Origin of the sequence: Burkholderia latens (assembly GCF_902499045.1) — a bacterium.
GTDB lineage: Bacteria > Pseudomonadota > Gammaproteobacteria > Burkholderiales > Burkholderiaceae > Burkholderia > Burkholderia latens.
Window position 1 is genome coordinate 95,710 of record NZ_CABVPL010000005.1, and the last position, 17,883, is coordinate 113,592.

Genomic DNA, 17,883 nt, shown 5'->3' on the forward strand with positions numbered 1-17,883 from the left:
CCGGTTCGTTCGCGCCCGCGGGCGCAGGATGCGTTTGCGTTACATGTTCGGATAATTCGGCCCGCCGCCGCCTTCGGGCGTGACCCACACGATGTTCTGCGTCGGGTCCTTGATGTCGCAGGTCTTGCAGTGCACGCAGTTCTGCGCATTGATCACCAGCCGATCGCTGCCGTCGTCGTTCTTCACGAACTCGTACACCGCCGCCGGACAGAACCGCGCCTCCGGCCCCGCGTACGTGCGCAGGTTCACGTTCACCGGCACGCTCGCGTCCTTCAGCGTCAGATGCGCGGGCTGGTTCTCCTCGTGGTTCGTGTTCGAGATGAACACCGACGACAGCCGGTCGAACGTCAGCTTGCCGTCCGGCTTCGGATACGCGATCGGCTCGCACTGCGACGCCGGCTTCAGCATCTCGTGATCCGCGTGCTTGTGGTGCAGCGTCCACGGCACGTTGCCGCCCATCACCTTCTGTTCGAGCCCGACCATCAGCGTGCCGAGATACAGACCCTTGGCCATCCACTGCTTGAAGTTGCGCGCGCGGTACAACTCCGTGTACAGCCACGATTGCTTGAACGCGTCGGGGTACGCATTGAGTTCGTCGCTCTGACGGCCTGCCTGCACCGCGTCGAACGCGGCATCGGCCGCAAGCATGCCGGTTTTGATCGCCGCGTGGCTGCCCTTGATCCGCGATGCGTTCAAAAAGCCCGCGTCGTCGCCGATCAGCGCGCCGCCCGGGAACACCGTCTTCGGCAGCGACATCAGGCCGCCGGCCGTGATCGCGCGCGCGCCGTACGACACGCGCTTGCCGCCTTCGAGGAACGCGCGGATCGACGGATGCGTCTTGTAGCGCTGGAACTCCTCGAACGGCGACAGGTACGGGTTCGTGTAGCCGAGGCCGACCACGAAGCCGACCACGACCTGATTGTTCTCCATGTGATACAGGAACGAGCCGCCGTACGTGTCGGACTTCAACGGCCAGCCGGCCGTGTGGATCACGAGGCCCGGCTTGTGCTTGGCCGGATCGATTTCCCACAGTTCCTTGATGCCGATCCCGTACGCCTGCGGATCGGCGTTCGCGTCGAGCTTGAACGTCGAGATCAGTTGGCGGCCGAGATGGCCGCGGCAGCCTTCGGCGAACAGCGTGTACTTCGCGTGCAGCTCCATGCCGAGCTGGAAGTTCTCGGTCGGCTCGCCGTCCTTGCCCACGCCCATGTTGCCGGTGGCGACGCCCTTCACCGAGCCGTCGTCGTTGTAGAGAATCTCCGCGGCGGGGAAGCCGGGGAAGATTTCGACGCCCAAGGCTTCGGCCTGCTGGCCCAGCCAGCGCGTGACGTTGCCCAGCGAGATCACGTAGTTGCCGTGATTCTTGAAGTTGTCCGGCAGCGCCCAGTTCGGCGTCTGCACCGCGCTCTTTTCGGACAGGAACAGGAAGCGGTCTTCCGTCACCTCGACGTTCAAAGGCGCGCCCTGTTCCTTCCAGTCGGGGAACAGTTCGGTGATCGCGCGCGGATCCATCACCGCGCCCGACAGGATGTGCGCGCCGATCTCGGAACCCTTCTCGAGCACGCACACGCCGATCTCGGTGCCTTTCTCGGCAGCCAGCTGCTTGAGCCGGATCGCGGCAGACAGCCCGGCGGGGCCGCCGCCGACGATCACGACGTCGTATTCCATCGATTCGCGCGGGCCGTATTGCGCGAGCAAGTCCTGTGTGGTCAAAATCCTGTCTCCTCCTGCGCCCCGACCGGTACGGTCAGAACTGGTCTTCCGTCAACGCGAGCACGCTCTCGTTGCCCTTCGCGCCGACGATCGACGCTTCGAGCGCGCCTGCCTGCACGAGCACGTGTTCGGCATAGCATTGCGCGATCGCGATCTTCGCGTCGAAGAACGCGGTGTCGCTCGCGCGGTTCGCGTGCGCGGCCAGTAGCGCGCGCGCCATCTGCCATCCGCACAGCACGACGCCCGCGAGCTTCAGGTACGGCACGCTGCCCGCAAACACCGCGTTCGGGTCCTGCTTCGCGTTCGCGAGCACGTAGTCGACCGCCGCCGACAATGCGCGCGCGCCCTTCTCCAGTTGCACCTTCATCGACGCGGCCGCCGCGCCGTCGATCTTGCCGAGCGCCGCGACCGTGTCGCCGATCTCGGCGATCAGCGCCTTCGCGACCGCGCCGCCGTCGCGCAGCGTCTTGCGGCCGACGAGATCGTTTGCCTGGATCGCGGTCGTGCCTTCGTAGATCGCGAGGATCCGCGCGTCGCGGTAGTACTGCGCGGCGCCGGTTTCCTCGATGAAGCCCATCCCGCCGTGCACCTGTACGCCGAGGCTCGCCACGTCGTTCACCATCTCCGTGCTCCAGCCCTTCACGACCGGCACCAGATATTCGTAGATCGCCTGATGACGTGCGCGCGTCGCGTCGTCCGAATGACGGTGGGCAATGTCGCTGTGCGCGGCGGCCACGTACGCGAGTGCGCGCGCGCCTTCGGTCAGCGCGCGCATCGTGCCGAGCATCCGGCGCACGTCCGGGTGATGGATGATGGTCACCGACTGCTTCGCCGATCCGTCGACCGGGCGGCTCTGCACGCGCTCCTTCGCGAACGCGGCGGCCTTCTGGTACGCGCGGTCGGCGACGCCGATCCCCTGCATCCCGACGCCGAAGCGCGCGGCGTTCATCATGATGAACATGTATTCGAGGCCGCGATTCTCTTCGCCGACCAGATAACCGGTCGCGCCGCCGTGATCGCCGTATTGCAGCACCGCGGTCGGGCTCGCCTTGATCCCGAGCTTGTGCTCGATCGACACGCAATGCACGTCGTTGCGTGCGCCGAGCGAGCCGTCTTCGTTGACGAGGAACTTCGGCACGATGAACAGCGAAATGCCCTTCACGCCTTCCGGCGCGTTCGGCGTGCGCGCGAGCACCAGGTGGACGATGTTGTCCGCCATGTCGTGCTCGCCCCACGTGATGAAGATCTTCGTGCCGAACACCTTGTACGTGCCGTCGCCCTGCGGCTCGGCGCGCGAGCGCACGAGCGCGAGATCCGAGCCGGCCTGCGGCTCGGTCAGGTTCATCGTGCCCGTCCATTCGCCCGAGATCAGCTTCGGCACGTAGCGCTGCTTCTGCTCGTCGGTGCCGGCCGTCAGCAGCGCCTCGATCGCGCCGTCGGTGAGCAGCGGACACAGCGCGAACGACAGGTTCGATGCATTCAGCATTTCGATGCAGGGCGTCGCGATCAGCTTCGGCAGTCCCTGGCCGTCGTATTCGGCCGGATGCTGCAGGCCTTGCCAGCCGCCTTCGACGAACTGGCGGAACGCGGCGCCGAAGCCGGGCGTCGCGGTCACGACGCCGTCCTTCCAGCTGCTCGGGTTGCGGTCGCCCTCGACGTTCAGCGGCGCCAGCACTTCGCCGCAGAATTTCGCGGATTCGTCGAGCACGGCCTGCGCGGTGTCGTAGCCGGCTTCCTCGAAGCCCGGCAGCTGCGCAACGGTGTCGATGCCCGCGAGTTCCTTCAGCACGAACAGCATGTCCTTGACAGGGGCGTTATAGCTCATGGTCGATGTTCCAAATCAGGCGGTGAATGAGGCGCGCGGCCCGGGCGGCTGCGGCAAAACCGGCCACCGCCTGGCGACGTCGTGGCCATCGTAATGCCGAACCGGCCGGTTTCCAGTGTCATATCCGGCCCAGATGGTGACAAAATCGGCCACGGGATAGGCGGACGATCCGCGCCCGGCCCGGCCGGCCGCGGGTCCGGCCGGCATCGGTTTCGGCGCAAGCGGCAAGCAACCCGCGTAGCGGCCGGCGTGCGTCGATAAAACACAACAGTGCAGCGAAGGACATGCTCGACGCGACCCCATGCTGCACTTCCCCGCCACAGGGGCCGATCGCCGGGAAAGCGTCATCCGCGCACTGCGAACGACCGTTCATTTTTTTGATGCAATCACGCAACCTGTCCACAAAACACCCGCGTGATTCTGGTACCTTGACGCACCGGCCCGAGCGCTTCGCGATGGCCATCACCCATCTTTCATACTATGACATTACAGATTGGGATTCCTCTGGAGACAGCCACCGGCGAACGGCGCGTCGCGACCGTGCCCGAAGTGGTCGAGAAGCTGATCAAGCTGGGGTTTTCGGTAGTCGTCCAAAGCGGCGCCGGTGCCGGCGCGAACTTTGACGACGACGCGTATCGCGCGGCCGGCGCGAGCATCGCCGCGACCCCGGCCGAGCTCTGGTCGGGCAGCGACATCGTGCTCAAGGTGCGCCCGCCGAGCCCCGACGAAGTCGCGCTGATGCGCGAAGGCGGCACGCTGATCGGCTTCGTATGGCCCGCGCAGAACCCCGAGCTGATGCAGCAGCTCGCCGCGAAGCGCGCGACCGTGCTCGCGATCGATTCGCTGCCGCGCACGCTGTCGCGCGCGCAGAAGATGGACGCGCTCACGTCGATGGCCGGCATCAGCGGCTATCGCGCGGTGATCGAGGCCGCGCATGCGTTCGGCCGCTTCCTGAACGGGCAGGTGACGGCTGCCGGCAAGATCCCGCCGGCCAAGGTGTTCATCGCCGGCGCCGGCGTGGCCGGCCTGGCCGCGATCGGCACGGCCGCGAGCCTCGGCGCGATCGTGCGGGCGAACGACACGCGAGCGGAGGTGGCCGATCAGGTCAAGTCGCTCGGCGGCGAGTTCGTCAAGGTGGACTACGAAGAGGAAGGCTCCGGCGGCGGCGGTTACGCGAAGGTGATGAGCGAAGGCTTCCAGCAGGCGCAGCGCGCGATGTACGCGCAGCAGGCGAAGGACGCCGACATCATCATCACGACCGCGCTGATCCCCGGCAAGCCGGCGCCGAAGCTGATCACCGCCGAGATGGTGCAGTCGATGAAGCCCGGCAGCGTGATCGTCGACATGGCCGCCGAACAGGGCGGCAACTGCGAATTGACCGTACCCGGCGAGGCCGTCGTGCGCCACGGCGTGACGATCGTCGGCTATACCGACCTCGCATCGCGCCTGTCGCGGCAGTCGTCGACGCTTTATGCGACGAACCTGCTGCGCGTGATCGAGGAGCTGTGCAAGGGCAAGGACGGCACGATCAACGTCGACTTCGACGACGACGCGATCCGCGGCCTCACCGTGATCAAGGAAGGCAACGTGACGTGGCCGCCGCCGCCGATCAAGCAGGCGGTCGTCGCGCCGAAGCCCGCGGCGGCCGCACCCGCGGCCGCCGCGCCGGCGAAGTCGAAAGGCCACGGCCACAGCGGCGAGCCGATGTCGGCGAAGGCGCTCGCGATCGTGTTCGCGATCGGCGCGGTCGCGTTCCTGCTCGTCGGCCAGTTCGCGCCGGCCAGCTTCCTGTCGCACTTCACGGTGTTCGTGCTCGCGTGCTTCGTCGGCTACATGGTGATCTGGAACGTCACGCCGTCGCTGCACACGCCGCTGATGAGCGTGACCAACGCGATCTCGTCGATCATCGCGATCGGCGCGCTCGTGCAGGTCGCGCCGCCGCTGGGCGAGCTCGCCAATGCCGGCGACCGTCCGTCCGGGCTGATCCTCGGCCTCGCGGTCGGCGCGCTCACGCTCACGGCCGTCAACATGTTCGGCGGCTTCGCGGTCACGCGCCGCATGCTGGCGATGTTCCGCAAATAAGGGGACAACAATAATGACTTCCAACCTGACCACCGTCTCCTATATCGGCGCCGCGATCCTGTTCATCCTGAGCCTCGGCGGCCTCGCGAACCCCGAAACTGCGCGCCGCGGCAACCTGCTCGGGATGATCGGCATGCTGATCGCCGTGCTGGCGACCGTCGCCGGCCCGCGCGTGTCGGCCGCGGGCATTCCGTACGTGATCGCCGCGCTCGTCGTCGGCGGCGCGATCGGCCTGTACGCCGCGAAGAAAGTGCAGATGACGCAGATGCCCGAACTGGTCGCGCTGATGCACAGCCTGGTCGGTCTCGCGGCGTGCCTCGTCGGCTTCGCGAGCTACGTCGACACGTCGCTGCAGTTCACCGGCGCGGAGAAGGCGATCCATGAAGTGGAAATTTACGTCGGGATCCTGATCGGCGCCGTGACGTTCGCGGGCTCGATCATCGCGTTCGGCAAGCTGTCGGGCAAGATCGGCGGCAAGCCGCTTCTGCTGCCCGCACGGCACTGGCTGAACCTGGCCGCGCTGCTGATCGTGATCTACTTCGGCCGCGCGTTCCTGCATGCGGAAACGATCCAGGACGGCATGCTGCCGCTCGTCGTGATGACCGTGATCTCGCTGCTGTTCGGCGTGCACATGGTGATGGCGATCGGCGGCGCCGACATGCCCGTCGTCGTGTCGATGCTGAACAGCTACTCGGGGTGGGCGGCCGCCGCGACCGGCTTCATGCTCGGCAACGACCTGCTGATCGTGATCGGCGCGCTGGTCGGCTCGTCGGGTGCGATCCTGTCGTACATCATGTGCCGCGCGATGAACCGCAACTTCATCAGCGTGATCGCCGGCGGCTTCGGCAGCGGCGCCGGCGCACCGGCGGCAGCGGGCGGCGGCGCGCAACCGGCCGGCGAAGCGGTCGCGGTGAGTGCCGCGGAAACGGCCGAGCTGCTGCGCGAGGCGAAGCGCGTGATCATCGTACCCGGCTATGGGATGGCCGTTGCGCAAGCCCAGCACACGGTGTTCGAGCTGACGAAGCTGCTGCGCGAGAAAGGCGTCGACGTGCGTTTCGCGATCCATCCGGTCGCAGGCCGCATGCCGGGCCACATGAACGTGCTGCTGGCCGAGGCGAAGGTCCCGTACGACATCGTGATGGAGATGGACGAGATCAACGGCGATTTCCCCGAAGCCGACGTGTCGATGGTGATCGGCGCGAACGACATCGTGAACCCGGCCGCGCAGGACGATCCGTCGAGCCCGATCGCCGGCATGCCGGTGCTCGAAGTGTGGAAGGCGAAGACGTCGATCGTGATGAAGCGCAGCATGGCGTCCGGCTATGCGGGCGTCGACAATCCGCTGTTCTACAAGGACAACAACCGCATGTTGTTCGGCGACGCGAAGTCGATGCTCGACGAGATCTTCGGTGCGTTGAAGGCCTGAAACCCGCCTGCGCGGCGCCTGAGCGGGCTACAAGACCGGCTCCCGCTCCGGCGCCGCGCAGGCGTCGAACCGTAGTCGCCGGGCCGGGGGGAGGACGCGCTGCCTCGATGACGCCGCCCCGATGGAAGCCGTCCATGGGATCGCGCGAAGGATGCCGGTTATGGGAGCAGATTCGACGCAGCCGCGTTACGCGCGCCGCCGGTAAGTCCCCGGCGTACTGCCCGTCCAATGCCGGAACGCGCGATGAAACGCGCTCGGATCGTCGAAGCCGATATCGGCGCCGATCGCCGCGATTGTGTCGAGCGTGTCGGTCAGCCGCTGGATCGCGATGTCGCGCCGCAGTTCGTCCTTCAACGCCTGGAACGTCGTGCCTTCCGCGGCCAGGTGCCGGCTCAGCGTGCGCACCGAGCAATGCAGATGCTCGGCGGCCTGATCGATCACCGGCAGCTCGGGCAGCGCCGCAGACAGATACTGCCGCACGCGATGACACACGAGTTGCTCGCTGAACGATTCGAAGATCCAGTCGCCCGGCGCGCGCGCGAGGAACTTGCGCAGGTTGCGCTTGCTCTGCCGGATCGGCGCGTTCAGGTAGTCGGCGCTGAAGCGCATCAGCGTGCGTTCGCAGTCGAACTGCACGGCGCCCGTGAAGAAGTACAGGTGCTCGACCGCGTGGCGCGGCCGCGGACACGCGAGCTCGATCTTCAGCAGCGGAATCTTCTGCCCGATCAGCCACGAACACACGCCGTGCACGAGCTTGAGCATCAGCTCCTGGCCGAGCGCGCCGATCGGACCGACGGCCGGGTTCGGCCGCAGCAGCACCTGCGCGACCAGACCGTCGCGCTTCGATTCGACGAAGAAGTCGTCGAGCAGGATATGGAAGAACTGGCCGAAACGATGCAGCGCCGTTTCGAGGTTGCGCGCATCGAGCAGGCTCAGGCACAGATACTTCAGCGTGCCGCCGCGCAGCGGGCGCGAAAAGATGCCGGGCATCTCGTCGTCGAGATCGATCGCGAGCGTGCGGTACAGCGTCGAGAACTGCTCTTCCGTCACGCGCGCATGCGGCTCGGCGAGCAGCTCGAGCGGGATGCCGGCGCCGCGCAGGTAGCGCTCGACCACGTCGCGCTGCACACCCGCGCTCGCCAGAAAACCGTTGACGAGCGAGATCGGCACCGTCGCGCTCGGCGAAGGCAGCGCTCGCCCGGGCCGGGCGGAAGGTGAGTCTGAACCGGTCATCGCGTCCCCGTCGATCGAACCGCTCGCATTGTACTTGAGCGGCCCATGCCGGGCTGTCGGCGCGCTCGCGGCGTTGCCGGCTGACGGCGCACCGGCCCGCGCGGCGCCGGACGGGCGACGCTGCGACGCCATCAGCCGGCGCGGCCGAGTTCCCGGCGCAGGATCTTGCCGACCGTCGATTTCGGCAGGCGCTCGACCACGCGGATCAGCTTCGGCACCTTGTAGGCCGCGAGATTCGCGCGGCAATGCGCGACGATCGCGTCCTCGGTCACGGCCGCGTCCGGCGCGAGCACCACGAACAGCTTGACGGCCTCGCCGGTGCGCTCGTCCGGCACGCCGATGCACGCGCACTCGGCGATGCCGGGCAACGCGGTCGCGACCGCTTCGACCTCGTTCGGGTACACGTTGAAGCCCGACACGATGATCATGTCCTTCTTGCGATCGACGATCTTCAGGAAGCCGGCCGCGTCGAACACGCCGATGTCGCCGGTGCGGAAGTAGCCGTCCGCGGTGAACGCGGCCGCGTTCGCTTCCGGCTTTTGCCAATAGCCGCCCATCACCTGCGGCCCCCGCACGCAAATCTCGCCCGCTTCGCCGATCGCCACCTCGCGATCCTGATCGTCGAGCAGCTTCACGTCGGTCGACGGCAGCGGCACGCCCGTCGTGCCCGTGAACGCGTCGATTGACTGCGGATTGAACGAGACCACCGGCGACGTCTCCGACAGCCCGTATCCCTCGCGGATGAAATTGCCCGTCACCGCCTTCCAGCGCGCGGAGATCACGTCGATCACCGCGGCACCGCCGCCGGCCGACAGCTTCAGCCGCGACCAGTCGACTTCCTTCAGCCGCGGATGGCCGACGAGCCCCGCATACAGCGTGTTCACGCCGACGAACACCGACGGCCGCGCGGCCTTCAGCACGTCGATGAAGCCGTCCATGTCGCGCGGATTCGCGACGAGCCAGTTCTCCGCGCCGATCGCGAAGTAGGACAGGAAGTTCACCGTCAGCGCGAAGATGTGATACAGCGGGATCGCCGTCACGACGACCTCCTCGCCCGGCTGCCGCGCGGCCGGCACGATCGCCGCGAACTGTTCGATGTTCGCGACCAGATTGCGGTGCGACAGCGCGGCGCCCTTCGACAGCCCCGTCGTGCCGCCGGTGTACTGCAGCAGCAACAGATCGGCGCCGCCGAGCGCGACGGGTTCGAATGCGAGCGATTCGCCGGCGGCGAGCGCATCCGCGAGCGCGATCGAGCCGGGCGGCAGTGCGTCGCACGCGCCGGCCGGCGCATCGACGACGCCGAGATCGCCGCGCCCCACGCCGAGCACGGTCCGCACGCGCGTGCTGCCGACCACGTCGGCGAACGTGCCCATCGAGCCGCCACACACCACCGCCACTTCGACGCCTGCATCGTCGAGCTGATGTTGGAGTTCGTGCGCGGTGTAGAACGGGTTCACGTTGACCTGGATCGCGCCGATCCGCGCAAGTGCGACGAACACGACCGGGAACGCGAGCACGTTGGGCAGCATCACCGCGACGCGGTCGCCCTTGCGCACGCCGACGACCTGCTGCAGGTACGCGGCGAGCGCGCGCGACCGACGGCCGACGTCGGCGTACGTGAGCGTGCGGCCGAGCGCGCGGAAGGCCGGACGCTCGGCGAAACGGTGCATCGCGTCGTCCAGCAGCGCGGTTACGGAAGGAAAGCGATCGGCGTCGATCTCGGCGGGGATCGAGCCGTACGAGCCGATCCAGTGTCTCTTCGTCATGTCGTGCTCCTCGGGGGACGGCGCCGGGCAGCGCCGTTCGCACGGCGGCCCGCGCACCCGGTGGAGCGCGAGCCGTCGCCTGACTGACGACTATCGCCCGCGCGACGCGCGTTGAAAATGATCCCCGCGGCCGAAAAGATGATCGAAACGGACAGGCAAACGCACGGCGCGAGTCTTTGGCCGCCGGCCCGCGCGCGTCGATGCGCGCGGGCCGGGCCGCTGAAGCCCGTTCGAATCAGGGTGAACCCTATGGCGCCGTCGCGCGTTCCGGCGCAGAATCGCGAACCCGCAACGGTATCGAATCGGACGCAGAACCAGCCATGCCGCGCAGTGCGCTCTTGAACCCGGCGGCCGCGGGCGCCGCCCCGCTGCCGGACGTCCCGCTCCGCCATGCGTTGCGCGAGAAACGCTTCTCGCCGGCGAAGCTCGCCGTGCTCGTCGGCGTCGCGCAGGAACTCGGCCTCGACGCGGCTGTCGTGCTCGACGGTACCGGCCTGTCGCCGGACGCCGTCGCCGATCCGTTCACGCTCACGTCGGCGCTGCAGTTCCTGACCGCCGCACGCAACGCGATCGGCCGCTACGACGGCTCCGACCTCGGCGTGCGCGTCGGCCGCCGGCTGCACGCGTCGAGCTACGGGATGTACGGCTACGCGATGCTGTGCTCGGAGTCGCTCGCGCACGCGTTCGATTCCGCCGTCAAATATCACCAGCTCGCGAACGGGATGCTCGCGATCCGCTGGGTCCAACACGGCGACACCGCGTCGTGGCTGTTCCCCGATCCGCATGAAGCGGCGCTGCCCGAGCCGGACCTGCCGCTGTACCGTTTCCTGATCGACATGCAGTTCGCGCTGCACGTGACCGTCATCAAGGACGTGATGGGCGCGTGGTGCGTGCCGGCCCGCGCGCAGTTCGCGCAGCCGCGGCCGGCGCACGCGGCGCAGCTCGCGGACGTGCTCGAATGCCCGATCGCGTTCGACCAGCCGCACCATGTGTTGAGCTATCCGGCCGCGTGGCTCATGCGCGCGCCGCAACTCGCCAACCCGATCACGGCCGCACAGGTGTCGTCGCACTGCGCGCGCCTGCTCGACGAATTGCGCAGCCAGGCCGGCATCACGCGGCGCGTGTATCAGGAACTCACGCGCACGCCGGGGCAGTTTCCGGACATCGACGCGATCGCCGATACGCTGTGCATGACGTCGCGCACGCTGCGCCGCAAGCTCGACGCCGAAGGCACGTCGTACAGCGAGCTGCTGACGAGCGTGCGCAAGGCGCTCGCGATCGACTATCTGAGCACCACGACCCTCGGCACCGAGGACATCGCACTGGCGCTCGGCTTCAGCGACGCCGTCGGGTTCCGCCATGCGTTCAAGCGCTGGACCGGCATGACGCCGAGCGACGTGCGGCGCAGGCGCGGCGCGTAGCGCGGCCGCCGCGCGGTTTCAGCGCCCTTCGCCGGCCGCCGGCTGCGCGACCGGCAGCGCGAACTCGAACACCGCGCCGCGCCCGTCCCGATCGACGAGCCGGATCGCGCTACCGTTCAGCGCCAGCATCCGGTGCACGATCAGCAGCCCGAGCCCGCCGCTCGTCGCCGTGCCGCCGCTCAGCGGCCGCTGCGGCCGCTGGAACAGCCCTGCGCGCCGCGCCGGCGGAATCCCTTCGCCGGTATCCGATACCGTCACGACCACGTGGTCGTCGCGCGGCGTCAGCGCGACTTCGACTTCACCGTGCTGCGGCGTGTGCCGCAATGCGTTGTCGAGCAGGTTCGTCAGCACGCGCTCGATCATCCCGAGATCGGCCGACACGACCGGCACGCGCGGCGGAATCCGCGCATGCAGCGCGATGCCGCGCGACTGCGCGGCCAGCTCGAACTTCTGGAACACGTCCTGCACGAGATCGACGAGCGAGAACGGCTCGCGCTCCGCCTGCACGCCGCCCGACTCGAGCCGTGCGAGCTCGAACAGCGCCTGCGCGAGCCGGCCGACCTTCGCGCTCTGCGCGAGCGCGATCGACAGATAGCGGCGGCGTTCGGGCTCGGCGAGCGTGTCGGACTTCAGCGACAGCGTTTCCAGATAGCCGTGCAGCGACGTCAGCGGCGTGCGCAGGTCGTGCGAGATGTTCGTGATCAGTTCGCGCCGCTGCTGGTCCTGGCGCGTCAGCGCACGCCACTGGTCGCCGATCCGGTCGGCCATCTGCGCGAACGCGGATTCGAGCACCGCGATGTCGTCGCCGCGCCGCCCCGGCGGCGAGCGCGGCACCGGCGGCTGCGTGTCGGGCGCGCCGTTCGCGTCGAAGCGGCGCATCGCGTCGGTCAGCCGGCGCAGCGGGCGCGTGATGAAGCTGAACGCGGTCAGGCCCGCGAGCAGGCCGAGCAGCGCGACGACCGCCATCGACCACAGCGTCGTGCGCAACACGTTGCCGGCATCGAAGCGCGCGGCCAGCCGGTCGTGCGCCTCGCCCAGCAGCACCACGTAGATGTAGCCGGACGGCGGCTGCCCCGCGCGCTGCAGCGGCGCGGCGCTGAACACCTTGCGCGCGTCGGGGCTGCGCGGATCGTCGCCGAGGATCGGCAACGGATCGCCCGCGATGAAGCGCTGCACCGGCGCGAGATCGACGCGCTCGCGCTTCACGTGGCCCGGCGGCGCGTCGTCGCCCTTGATGCGCCCGGCATTGTCGAGCAGATACACTTCGACGCTCGGGTTCACGCCCATCAGCTGGCCGAACAGCGTGCGCACGGCGTCCGGGCGCAGCCCGTTCGCATCCATCAGCGGCGTGCTGCTCGCGATGTGCGCGGCGAGATCGCGCGACAGGCTCTGCACGACTTCCTTCTCGCGCATGTCGTTCGCCCGGATCTGCAGCCACGCCGACGCACCCGAGCACGCGAGCAGCAGCACCGCGAACACGCACGACAGCCGCTGGGTGAGGGTCAGTTTCATCACGCGTCCCGCTGGCCCGGTGCGGCGAGCTTGTAGCCGCGGCCCCAGACGGTGAGGATCCGCGCGGGCTCGGCCGGATCGGCCTCGATCTTCGCGCGAAGCCGGTTGATGTGGGTGTTCACCGTGTGTTCGTAGCCTTCGTGCTGGTAGCCCCACACCGCGTTCAGCAGGTCCATCCGCGAGAACACCTTGCCCGGATGCCGCGCGAAGAAATACAGCAGGTCGAATTCGCGCGGCGTCAGGTCGATGCGCGTGCCGTCGACGCTCGCTTCCCGCGCGATCGGGTCGATCGACAGCCCGGCGACGTCGAGCGTGCCCGCGTCGATCCGCGAGTCGCGCGCGAGCGCGTCGACACGCCGCAGCAGCGCCTTCACCCGCGCGACGAGTTCGAGCACCGAGAACGGCTTCGCCAGGTAGTCGTCCGCGCCGAGTTCGAGACCGAGGATCCGGTGCACCTCGCTCGAGCGCGCGCTCGTGATGATGATCGGCGTGTAGCGCGCCATCGCGCGGGCGCGGCGGCAGATTTCCAGGCCGTCGACGCCGGGCAGCATCAGGTCGAGGATCAGCGCATCCCAGTTGCCCTGCTCGAGCAGGCGCAGGCCTTCGCTGCCGTCCGCGCTGTGCACGACTTCGTAGCGCTCGTCGCGCAGGTGCAGGCTCAGCACGTCGGCGATGTCGGCGTCGTCTTCGACGATCAGGATGCGTTTGGGGTGGTCCATGGCGGTCGGGGCGGTGCATCGGTACGGTCCGGCAAGCCGGACGGCGGTTCCGGGCGGCCCGGCGCCGGAAAACCGGCGGCCGGGGACGAATCGCGGCAGCCGCGCCGCGCTACCGCCATTGTGCGGAATTTTGCGGCGGGAAGGGGTCACGTTTCGTTTAAGTTTTGGATCGCGCTCGTGATGCGAGCCAATGTCCGCAACGCTTCGCGCTCCGGCCCCGCAAGCCCGATTCCCGGCGCGCTCGGCCATGACGAGCGCGAGCCGCGCGGCTGCGCCGCAAGAGCGGCAGCGCTTGCCCGTTTCGATCCGAAAGACCGTGACGAACGATTTCGTTCGCGACGTTGACGCGTCCGCCCGTATCGGCGGCTATAAAAAGCCCCGGCGCCGGCGGTCCGAACGTCGCGATGGCAGACAGACACGCGGCGCCGATCAAACCGGCACGATCGGCAGCGCTGGCGTGGCCGGGTACGGCGGTGCAGGCAACGAGGCAGACAGCAGCGAGCGTGTGTACGGGTGCGCCGGCGCATCGAATAACGCCAGCGTTTCCCGCGCCTCCACGATGCGTCCCGACTTCATCACGACAACGCGATGCGCCATCGCCCGAATGACGGCAAGATCATGCGTGATCAGCAGATAGCTGATGCCGTACTTCTTTTGCAGGCTCGCGAGGAGGCTCAGAACCTGCCGCTGAACCGAGACATCGAGCGCGCTCGTCGGCTCGTCGAGCACGAGGAGTTCGGGCTCGACGGCGAGCGCGCGGGCAATCGCGATGCGCTGACGCTGCCCGCCGGAGAACTCCTGCGGGTAGCGCAGCAACGCATCGTCGCCGAGCCCTACTTCGGCGAGCAACGCGCTCACCCGCGCACGGCGCGCCGTCTCGTCGAGTTGCGGGCGATGCACGCGCAGGCCTTCACCGACGATCTGCTCGATGGTCATGCGCGGGGAAAGCGAGCCGAACGGATCTTGAAAGACGACCTGCACGATGGCGCAAAGCCTGCGCCATTCGGCGGGCGAGGCCCGGTACCGGTCGAGCGAGCGTCCGCGCACCTTCACGTCGCCCTCGGCCGCGCGCTGCAAGCCGAGCACCGTGGCCGCCAGGCTCGATTTGCCCGAGCCCGATTCGCCCACGATGCCGAGCGTCTCCCCGCGACGCACGAACAAATCGGCGTTGTCGACGGCTCGAAAGCGCGCGGCCTTGAATAGCCCCCGTAGCCCTTTCGCACGCGTCCGATAATCGACGGCAAGCGCCTGTACGTCGAGCACGCGAGCAGCCGTGTCCGCGACAGGTGCGACATCGCGCATCGGCTCGCTGTTTAGCAGACGCTGCGTATAGGCGTGGCCCGGATGGGCGAACAGCGCCGCGGTCTCGTTCGTCTCGACGAGCGCCCCCTTCTCCATGACGGCCACACGCTGGGCGAAGCGCTGCACGAGGTGCAGATCGTGCGTGATCATCAGCACGGCCATGCCGCCCTCGTGTGCCGCCTCCTCCTGCAGCTCCACCAGCAGTTCGACGATCTGTTGACGCACCGTGACGTCGAGCGCCGTCGTCGGCTCGTCCGCGAGCAGCAGGCGCGGGCCGCACGCCAGCGCCATCGCGATCATCGCGCGCTGGCGCTGGCCGCCGGAAAGCTGATGAGCAAAATAATCGACGCGGCGCTGGGGCTCGGGAATGCCGGTGCGATGCAGCAGCTCGATCGCCCGCGCGCGTGCCGCATTGGGCGCCAGGCCCTCGTGCAGGCGCAGGCTTTCGACGATCTGCCGGCCGATCGTGAAAAGAGGATTGAGGGCCGTCATCGGCTCTTGAAAGACCATCGCGATGTCGCGCCCGCGTATGCCGCGCATCTGCCGCTCGCTCTTGCCGAGCAGGTCTTCCCCGTCGAACACGATGCGCCCGCCGACGGTCGCGTCGTCGAGGAGCCGCAGGATCGACAGTGCCGTCAGGCTCTTGCCGGAACCGGATTCGCCGACGAGTGCGACACGCTCGCCGCGTCCTATCGCGAGATCGAGGCCGTGCACGCAACGCTTGTCGCCGAAGCTGACCGTCAGCCCTTCGATCGACAGCAGTGGGGCCGGGACCGTCATTTTCCGCCTCCGAATGCCGAGCCGCCGCGGCGCGTATCGAGCGCGTTGCGCAGCGCATCGCCCATGAACGTCAGCAGCAGCAGCGTGACGACGAGCGCGGCAAACGCCGATGCCGAGATCCACCACGCGTCGAGATTGTTCTTGCCCTCCTGCAGCAGTTCGCCGAGGCTCGGCGTGGGCGGCGCGACGCCGAGGCCCAGGAAGTCGAGGCTCGTCAGTGCGAGAATCGCGGCGCTCATCCGAAACGGCAGGAACGTGATGACGGGCGTGAGACTGTTCGGCAACACGTGGCGCCAGATGATCTGCCAATTCGAAAGCCCCATCGTGCGCGCCGCCCGCACGTAATCGAGCGAGCGATTGCGCAGGAACTCCGCGCGCACGTAGTCGGATAGCGAAAGCCAGCCGAACATCGACAACAGCACGAACAACAGCCAGAACGTGGGCTCGAAGATCGACGCGAAGATGATGAGCAGATAGAGATCGGGCATCGAACTCCAGATTTCGATGAGGCGTTGCCCGACGAGATCGGTGCGCCCCCCGTAAAAGCCCTGCACGGCGCCCGTCAGCACGCCGAGCACGACGCCGGACGCCGTCAGCGCCAGCGCCATCAGCACCGATACGCGAAAACCGTAGAGCAGCCGTGCGAGCACGTCGCGGCCGAATTGATCGGTGCCGAGCCAGGACGACGAAGAAGGCGGCGCCGGGAACGGCCGCGACGCGAAGTAATCGATCGTGTCGTAGTAGTGGGCATCGAGCGGATAGACGGCGAAATTGCCGCCCGTACCAAGGCGCGAGCGGATGAACGGATCGAGATAGTTCGTTCGCGCCGGAAAATCTCCGCCGAATATCGTCTCGGGATAAGTCGTGAAGATCGGGAAGTAGTAATGCCCGTCATAGCGGACGACGAGCGGCTTGTCGTTGACGATCAACTCGCCCATCAGGCTCACGACGAACAGCGCGACGAACAGGACAAGGCTCCAATAGCCGAGCCGCTGACGCTTGAAGCGCAGCCACGTACGTCGCCACGGCGACGGCGAAGCGGCGCGCGCCGCGGGCTCAGCGATCGGCGCTGTCGAACTGGATACGGGGGTCGACGAGGACATAGCAGACGTCAGCAATCAGTTTGGTGAGAAGGCCGATCAGCGTGAACAGAAACAGCGAGCCGAGCACGACCGGATAGTCGCGGCGAATCGCGGCATCGTACGAAAGCTGGCCCATGCCGTTCAGGGAAAAAAGCGTCTCGATCAGCAGATTGCCGTTCAGGAACGCCCCGACGAAGGCGGCGGGCAAGCCTGTCAGCAGCGGAATCGCCGCGTTGCGCAGCACGTGCCGGCCAAGGACGTGGCGCCGCGGCACCCCCTTTGCGCGCGCGGTCAGCACATACTGGCGCCCGATCTCTTCGAGAAACGTGTTCTTGGTCAGAATCGTGACCACGGCGAAATTGCCGACGACCGACGCCGTGACCGGCAACGCCATGTGCCAGAGATAATCGAGCAGCTTGCCGACGGGCGTGAGCGAATCGAAATCGTCCGACGTGAGCCCGCGCATCGGGAATACGTCCCAGAACGTGCCGCCGCCGAACAGCATGAGCAGCAGTACGCCGAGCACGAAGCCCGGAATCGCGTAGCCGACGAGCACCAGCACGCTCGTGGCCGTATCGAAGCGCGAACCGTTGCGCACCGCCTTCGCGATGCCGAGCGGCACGGCGCACAGGTACGTAAGCACGATCGTCCAGCACCCGAGCGATAGCGATACGGGCAGCCGCGAGCGGATCACGTGCCAGACGCTGTCGTGCTGGAAATACGACTGGCCGAGATCGAACCGCGCGTAGCTCGCGAGCATCAGCCCGTAGCGCGTGAGCGGCGGCTTGTCGAAGCCGAACTGTTTCTTGATCTGTTCGATCTGCTGCGGATCGACGCCCTGGCTGCCGTGGTAGCCGCCGCTTGCGGCGCTTTCGCCGTGCACCGCGCCGCGCCGCAGCTGCATCACCATTTGCTCCACGGGCCCGCCGGGCACGAATTGCGTGACGACGAAGCTCAGCGTCACCACGCCGAGCAATGTCGGGACCATGAGCACGACGCGTCTCAACAGGTAGGCAAACATG

The 17,883-nt window shown here is 67.7% G+C and carries 12 protein-coding genes; 3 read left to right on the forward strand and 9 right to left on the reverse strand.

Annotation, left to right across the window (positions count from 1 at the left end):
* Nucleotides 1–39: 39 nt before the first annotated feature.
* Together BSE24067_RS05555 and BSE24067_RS05560 are read right to left on the reverse strand one after the other, a co-directional pair.
* Complete coding sequence (locus BSE24067_RS05555) at nt 40–1,668, reverse strand: electron transfer flavoprotein-ubiquinone oxidoreductase (protein ID WP_420883509.1); 1,629 nt, start codon at nt 1,666–1,668, stop codon at nt 40–42.
* 79 nt (nt 1,669–1,747) lie between these two features.
* Nucleotides 1,748–3,538 carry an acyl-CoA dehydrogenase gene (locus BSE24067_RS05560; RefSeq protein WP_151067514.1) on the reverse strand — a complete coding sequence of 597 codons (1,791 nt, stop codon included), beginning with the start codon at nt 3,536–3,538 and terminating at the stop codon, nt 1,748–1,750.
* A 480-nt stretch (nt 3,539–4,018) separates the two neighbouring features.
* Here BSE24067_RS05560 and BSE24067_RS05565 point away from each other — a divergent pair, with 480 nt between their 5' ends.
* A complete protein-coding gene (locus BSE24067_RS05565; RefSeq protein ID WP_151067515.1) occupies nt 4,019–5,620 on the forward strand; it encodes a Re/Si-specific NAD(P)(+) transhydrogenase subunit alpha in 1,602 nt (533 codons plus the stop codon).
* A 13-nt stretch (nt 5,621–5,633) separates the two neighbouring features.
* On the forward strand, nt 5,634–7,046 hold the full coding sequence (pntB, locus tag BSE24067_RS05570; RefSeq protein WP_151067517.1) for a Re/Si-specific NAD(P)(+) transhydrogenase subunit beta: 1,413 nt from the start codon (nt 5,634–5,636) through the stop codon (nt 7,044–7,046).
* Nucleotides 7,047–7,232: 186 nt separating this feature from the next.
* Here the strand turns inward: pntB and BSE24067_RS05575 are convergent, their stop codons facing one another.
* The gene (locus BSE24067_RS05575) at nt 7,233–8,411 is read right to left on the reverse strand and encodes an AraC family transcriptional regulator (RefSeq protein WP_151067519.1); all 1,179 of its coding nucleotides are present in this window, start codon (nt 8,409–8,411) and stop codon (nt 7,233–7,235) included.
* Nucleotides 8,411–10,045 carry an AMP-binding protein gene (locus BSE24067_RS05580; protein WP_151067521.1) on the reverse strand — a complete coding sequence of 545 codons (1,635 nt, stop codon included), beginning with the start codon at nt 10,043–10,045 and terminating at the stop codon, nt 8,411–8,413. The genes BSE24067_RS05575 and BSE24067_RS05580 overlap by 1 nt, the downstream gene beginning before the upstream one ends.
* Before the next feature lie 320 nt (nt 10,046–10,365).
* Here BSE24067_RS05580 and BSE24067_RS05585 point away from each other — a divergent pair, with 320 nt between their 5' ends.
* Nucleotides 10,366–11,466, forward strand: a complete 1,101-nt coding sequence (locus BSE24067_RS05585) for an AraC family transcriptional regulator (protein WP_151067523.1) — start codon at nt 10,366–10,368, stop codon at nt 11,464–11,466.
* A gap of 18 nt (nt 11,467–11,484) precedes the next feature.
* Here BSE24067_RS05585 and BSE24067_RS05590 read toward each other — a convergent pair whose 3' ends face one another.
* The 5 genes from BSE24067_RS05590 to BSE24067_RS05610 all read right to left on the reverse strand — a co-directional run bounded on the left by BSE24067_RS05590 (nt 11,485) and on the right by BSE24067_RS05610 (nt 17,882).
* Nucleotides 11,485–12,978 carry a sensor histidine kinase gene (locus BSE24067_RS05590; protein ID WP_151067525.1) on the reverse strand — a complete coding sequence of 498 codons (1,494 nt, stop codon included), beginning with the start codon at nt 12,976–12,978 and terminating at the stop codon, nt 11,485–11,487.
* A complete protein-coding gene (locus tag BSE24067_RS05595; RefSeq protein ID WP_151067527.1) occupies nt 12,978–13,697 on the reverse strand; it encodes a response regulator transcription factor in 720 nt (239 codons plus the stop codon). The genes BSE24067_RS05590 and BSE24067_RS05595 overlap by 1 nt, the downstream gene beginning before the upstream one ends.
* A 429-nt stretch (nt 13,698–14,126) precedes the next feature.
* Entirely contained in the window at nt 14,127–15,779 is a 1,653-nt protein-coding gene (locus BSE24067_RS05600) for an ABC transporter ATP-binding protein (protein WP_151067529.1), read from the reverse strand.
* Nucleotides 15,776–16,882 (reverse strand): ABC transporter permease, encoded by a 1,107-nt coding sequence (locus BSE24067_RS05605; protein WP_151067531.1) that lies wholly within the window; start codon nt 16,880–16,882, stop codon nt 15,776–15,778. The genes BSE24067_RS05600 and BSE24067_RS05605 overlap by 4 nt, the downstream gene beginning before the upstream one ends.
* Entirely contained in the window at nt 16,836–17,882 is a 1,047-nt protein-coding gene (locus tag BSE24067_RS05610) for a microcin C ABC transporter permease YejB (protein ID WP_151067532.1), read from the reverse strand. Before BSE24067_RS05610 ends, BSE24067_RS05605 begins: the two co-directional genes overlap by 47 nt.
* Nucleotide 17,883 lies beyond the last annotated feature (1 nt).

Coding starts and splice junctions, on each gene's coding strand:
- BSE24067_RS05555 (WP_420883509.1), bottom strand. CDS start 1,668: ATGGAATACGACGTCGTGATCGTCGGCGGCGGCCCCGCCGGGCTGTCT.
- BSE24067_RS05560 (WP_151067514.1), bottom strand. CDS start 3,538: ATGAGCTATAACGCCCCTGTCAAGGACATGCTGTTCGTGCTGAAGGAA.
- BSE24067_RS05565 (WP_151067515.1), top strand. CDS start 4,019: ATGACATTACAGATTGGGATTCCTCTGGAGACAGCCACCGGCGAACGG.
- pntB (WP_151067517.1), top strand. CDS start 5,634: ATGACTTCCAACCTGACCACCGTCTCCTATATCGGCGCCGCGATCCTG.
- BSE24067_RS05575 (WP_151067519.1), bottom strand. CDS start 8,411: ATGGCGTCGCAGCGTCGCCCGTCCGGCGCCGCGCGGGCCGGTGCGCCG.
- BSE24067_RS05580 (WP_151067521.1), bottom strand. CDS start 10,045: ATGACGAAGAGACACTGGATCGGCTCGTACGGCTCGATCCCCGCCGAG.
- BSE24067_RS05585 (WP_151067523.1), top strand. CDS start 10,366: ATGCCGCGCAGTGCGCTCTTGAACCCGGCGGCCGCGGGCGCCGCCCCG.
- BSE24067_RS05590 (WP_151067525.1), bottom strand. CDS start 12,978: ATGAAACTGACCCTCACCCAGCGGCTGTCGTGCGTGTTCGCGGTGCTG.
- BSE24067_RS05595 (WP_151067527.1), bottom strand. CDS start 13,697: ATGGACCACCCCAAACGCATCCTGATCGTCGAAGACGACGCCGACATC.
- BSE24067_RS05600 (WP_151067529.1), bottom strand. CDS start 15,779: ATGACGGTCCCGGCCCCACTGCTGTCGATCGAAGGGCTGACGGTCAGC.
- BSE24067_RS05605 (WP_151067531.1), bottom strand. CDS start 16,882: ATGTCCTCGTCGACCCCCGTATCCAGTTCGACAGCGCCGATCGCTGAG.
- BSE24067_RS05610 (WP_151067532.1), bottom strand. CDS start 17,882: ATGTTTGCCTACCTGTTGAGACGCGTCGTGCTCATGGTCCCGACATTG.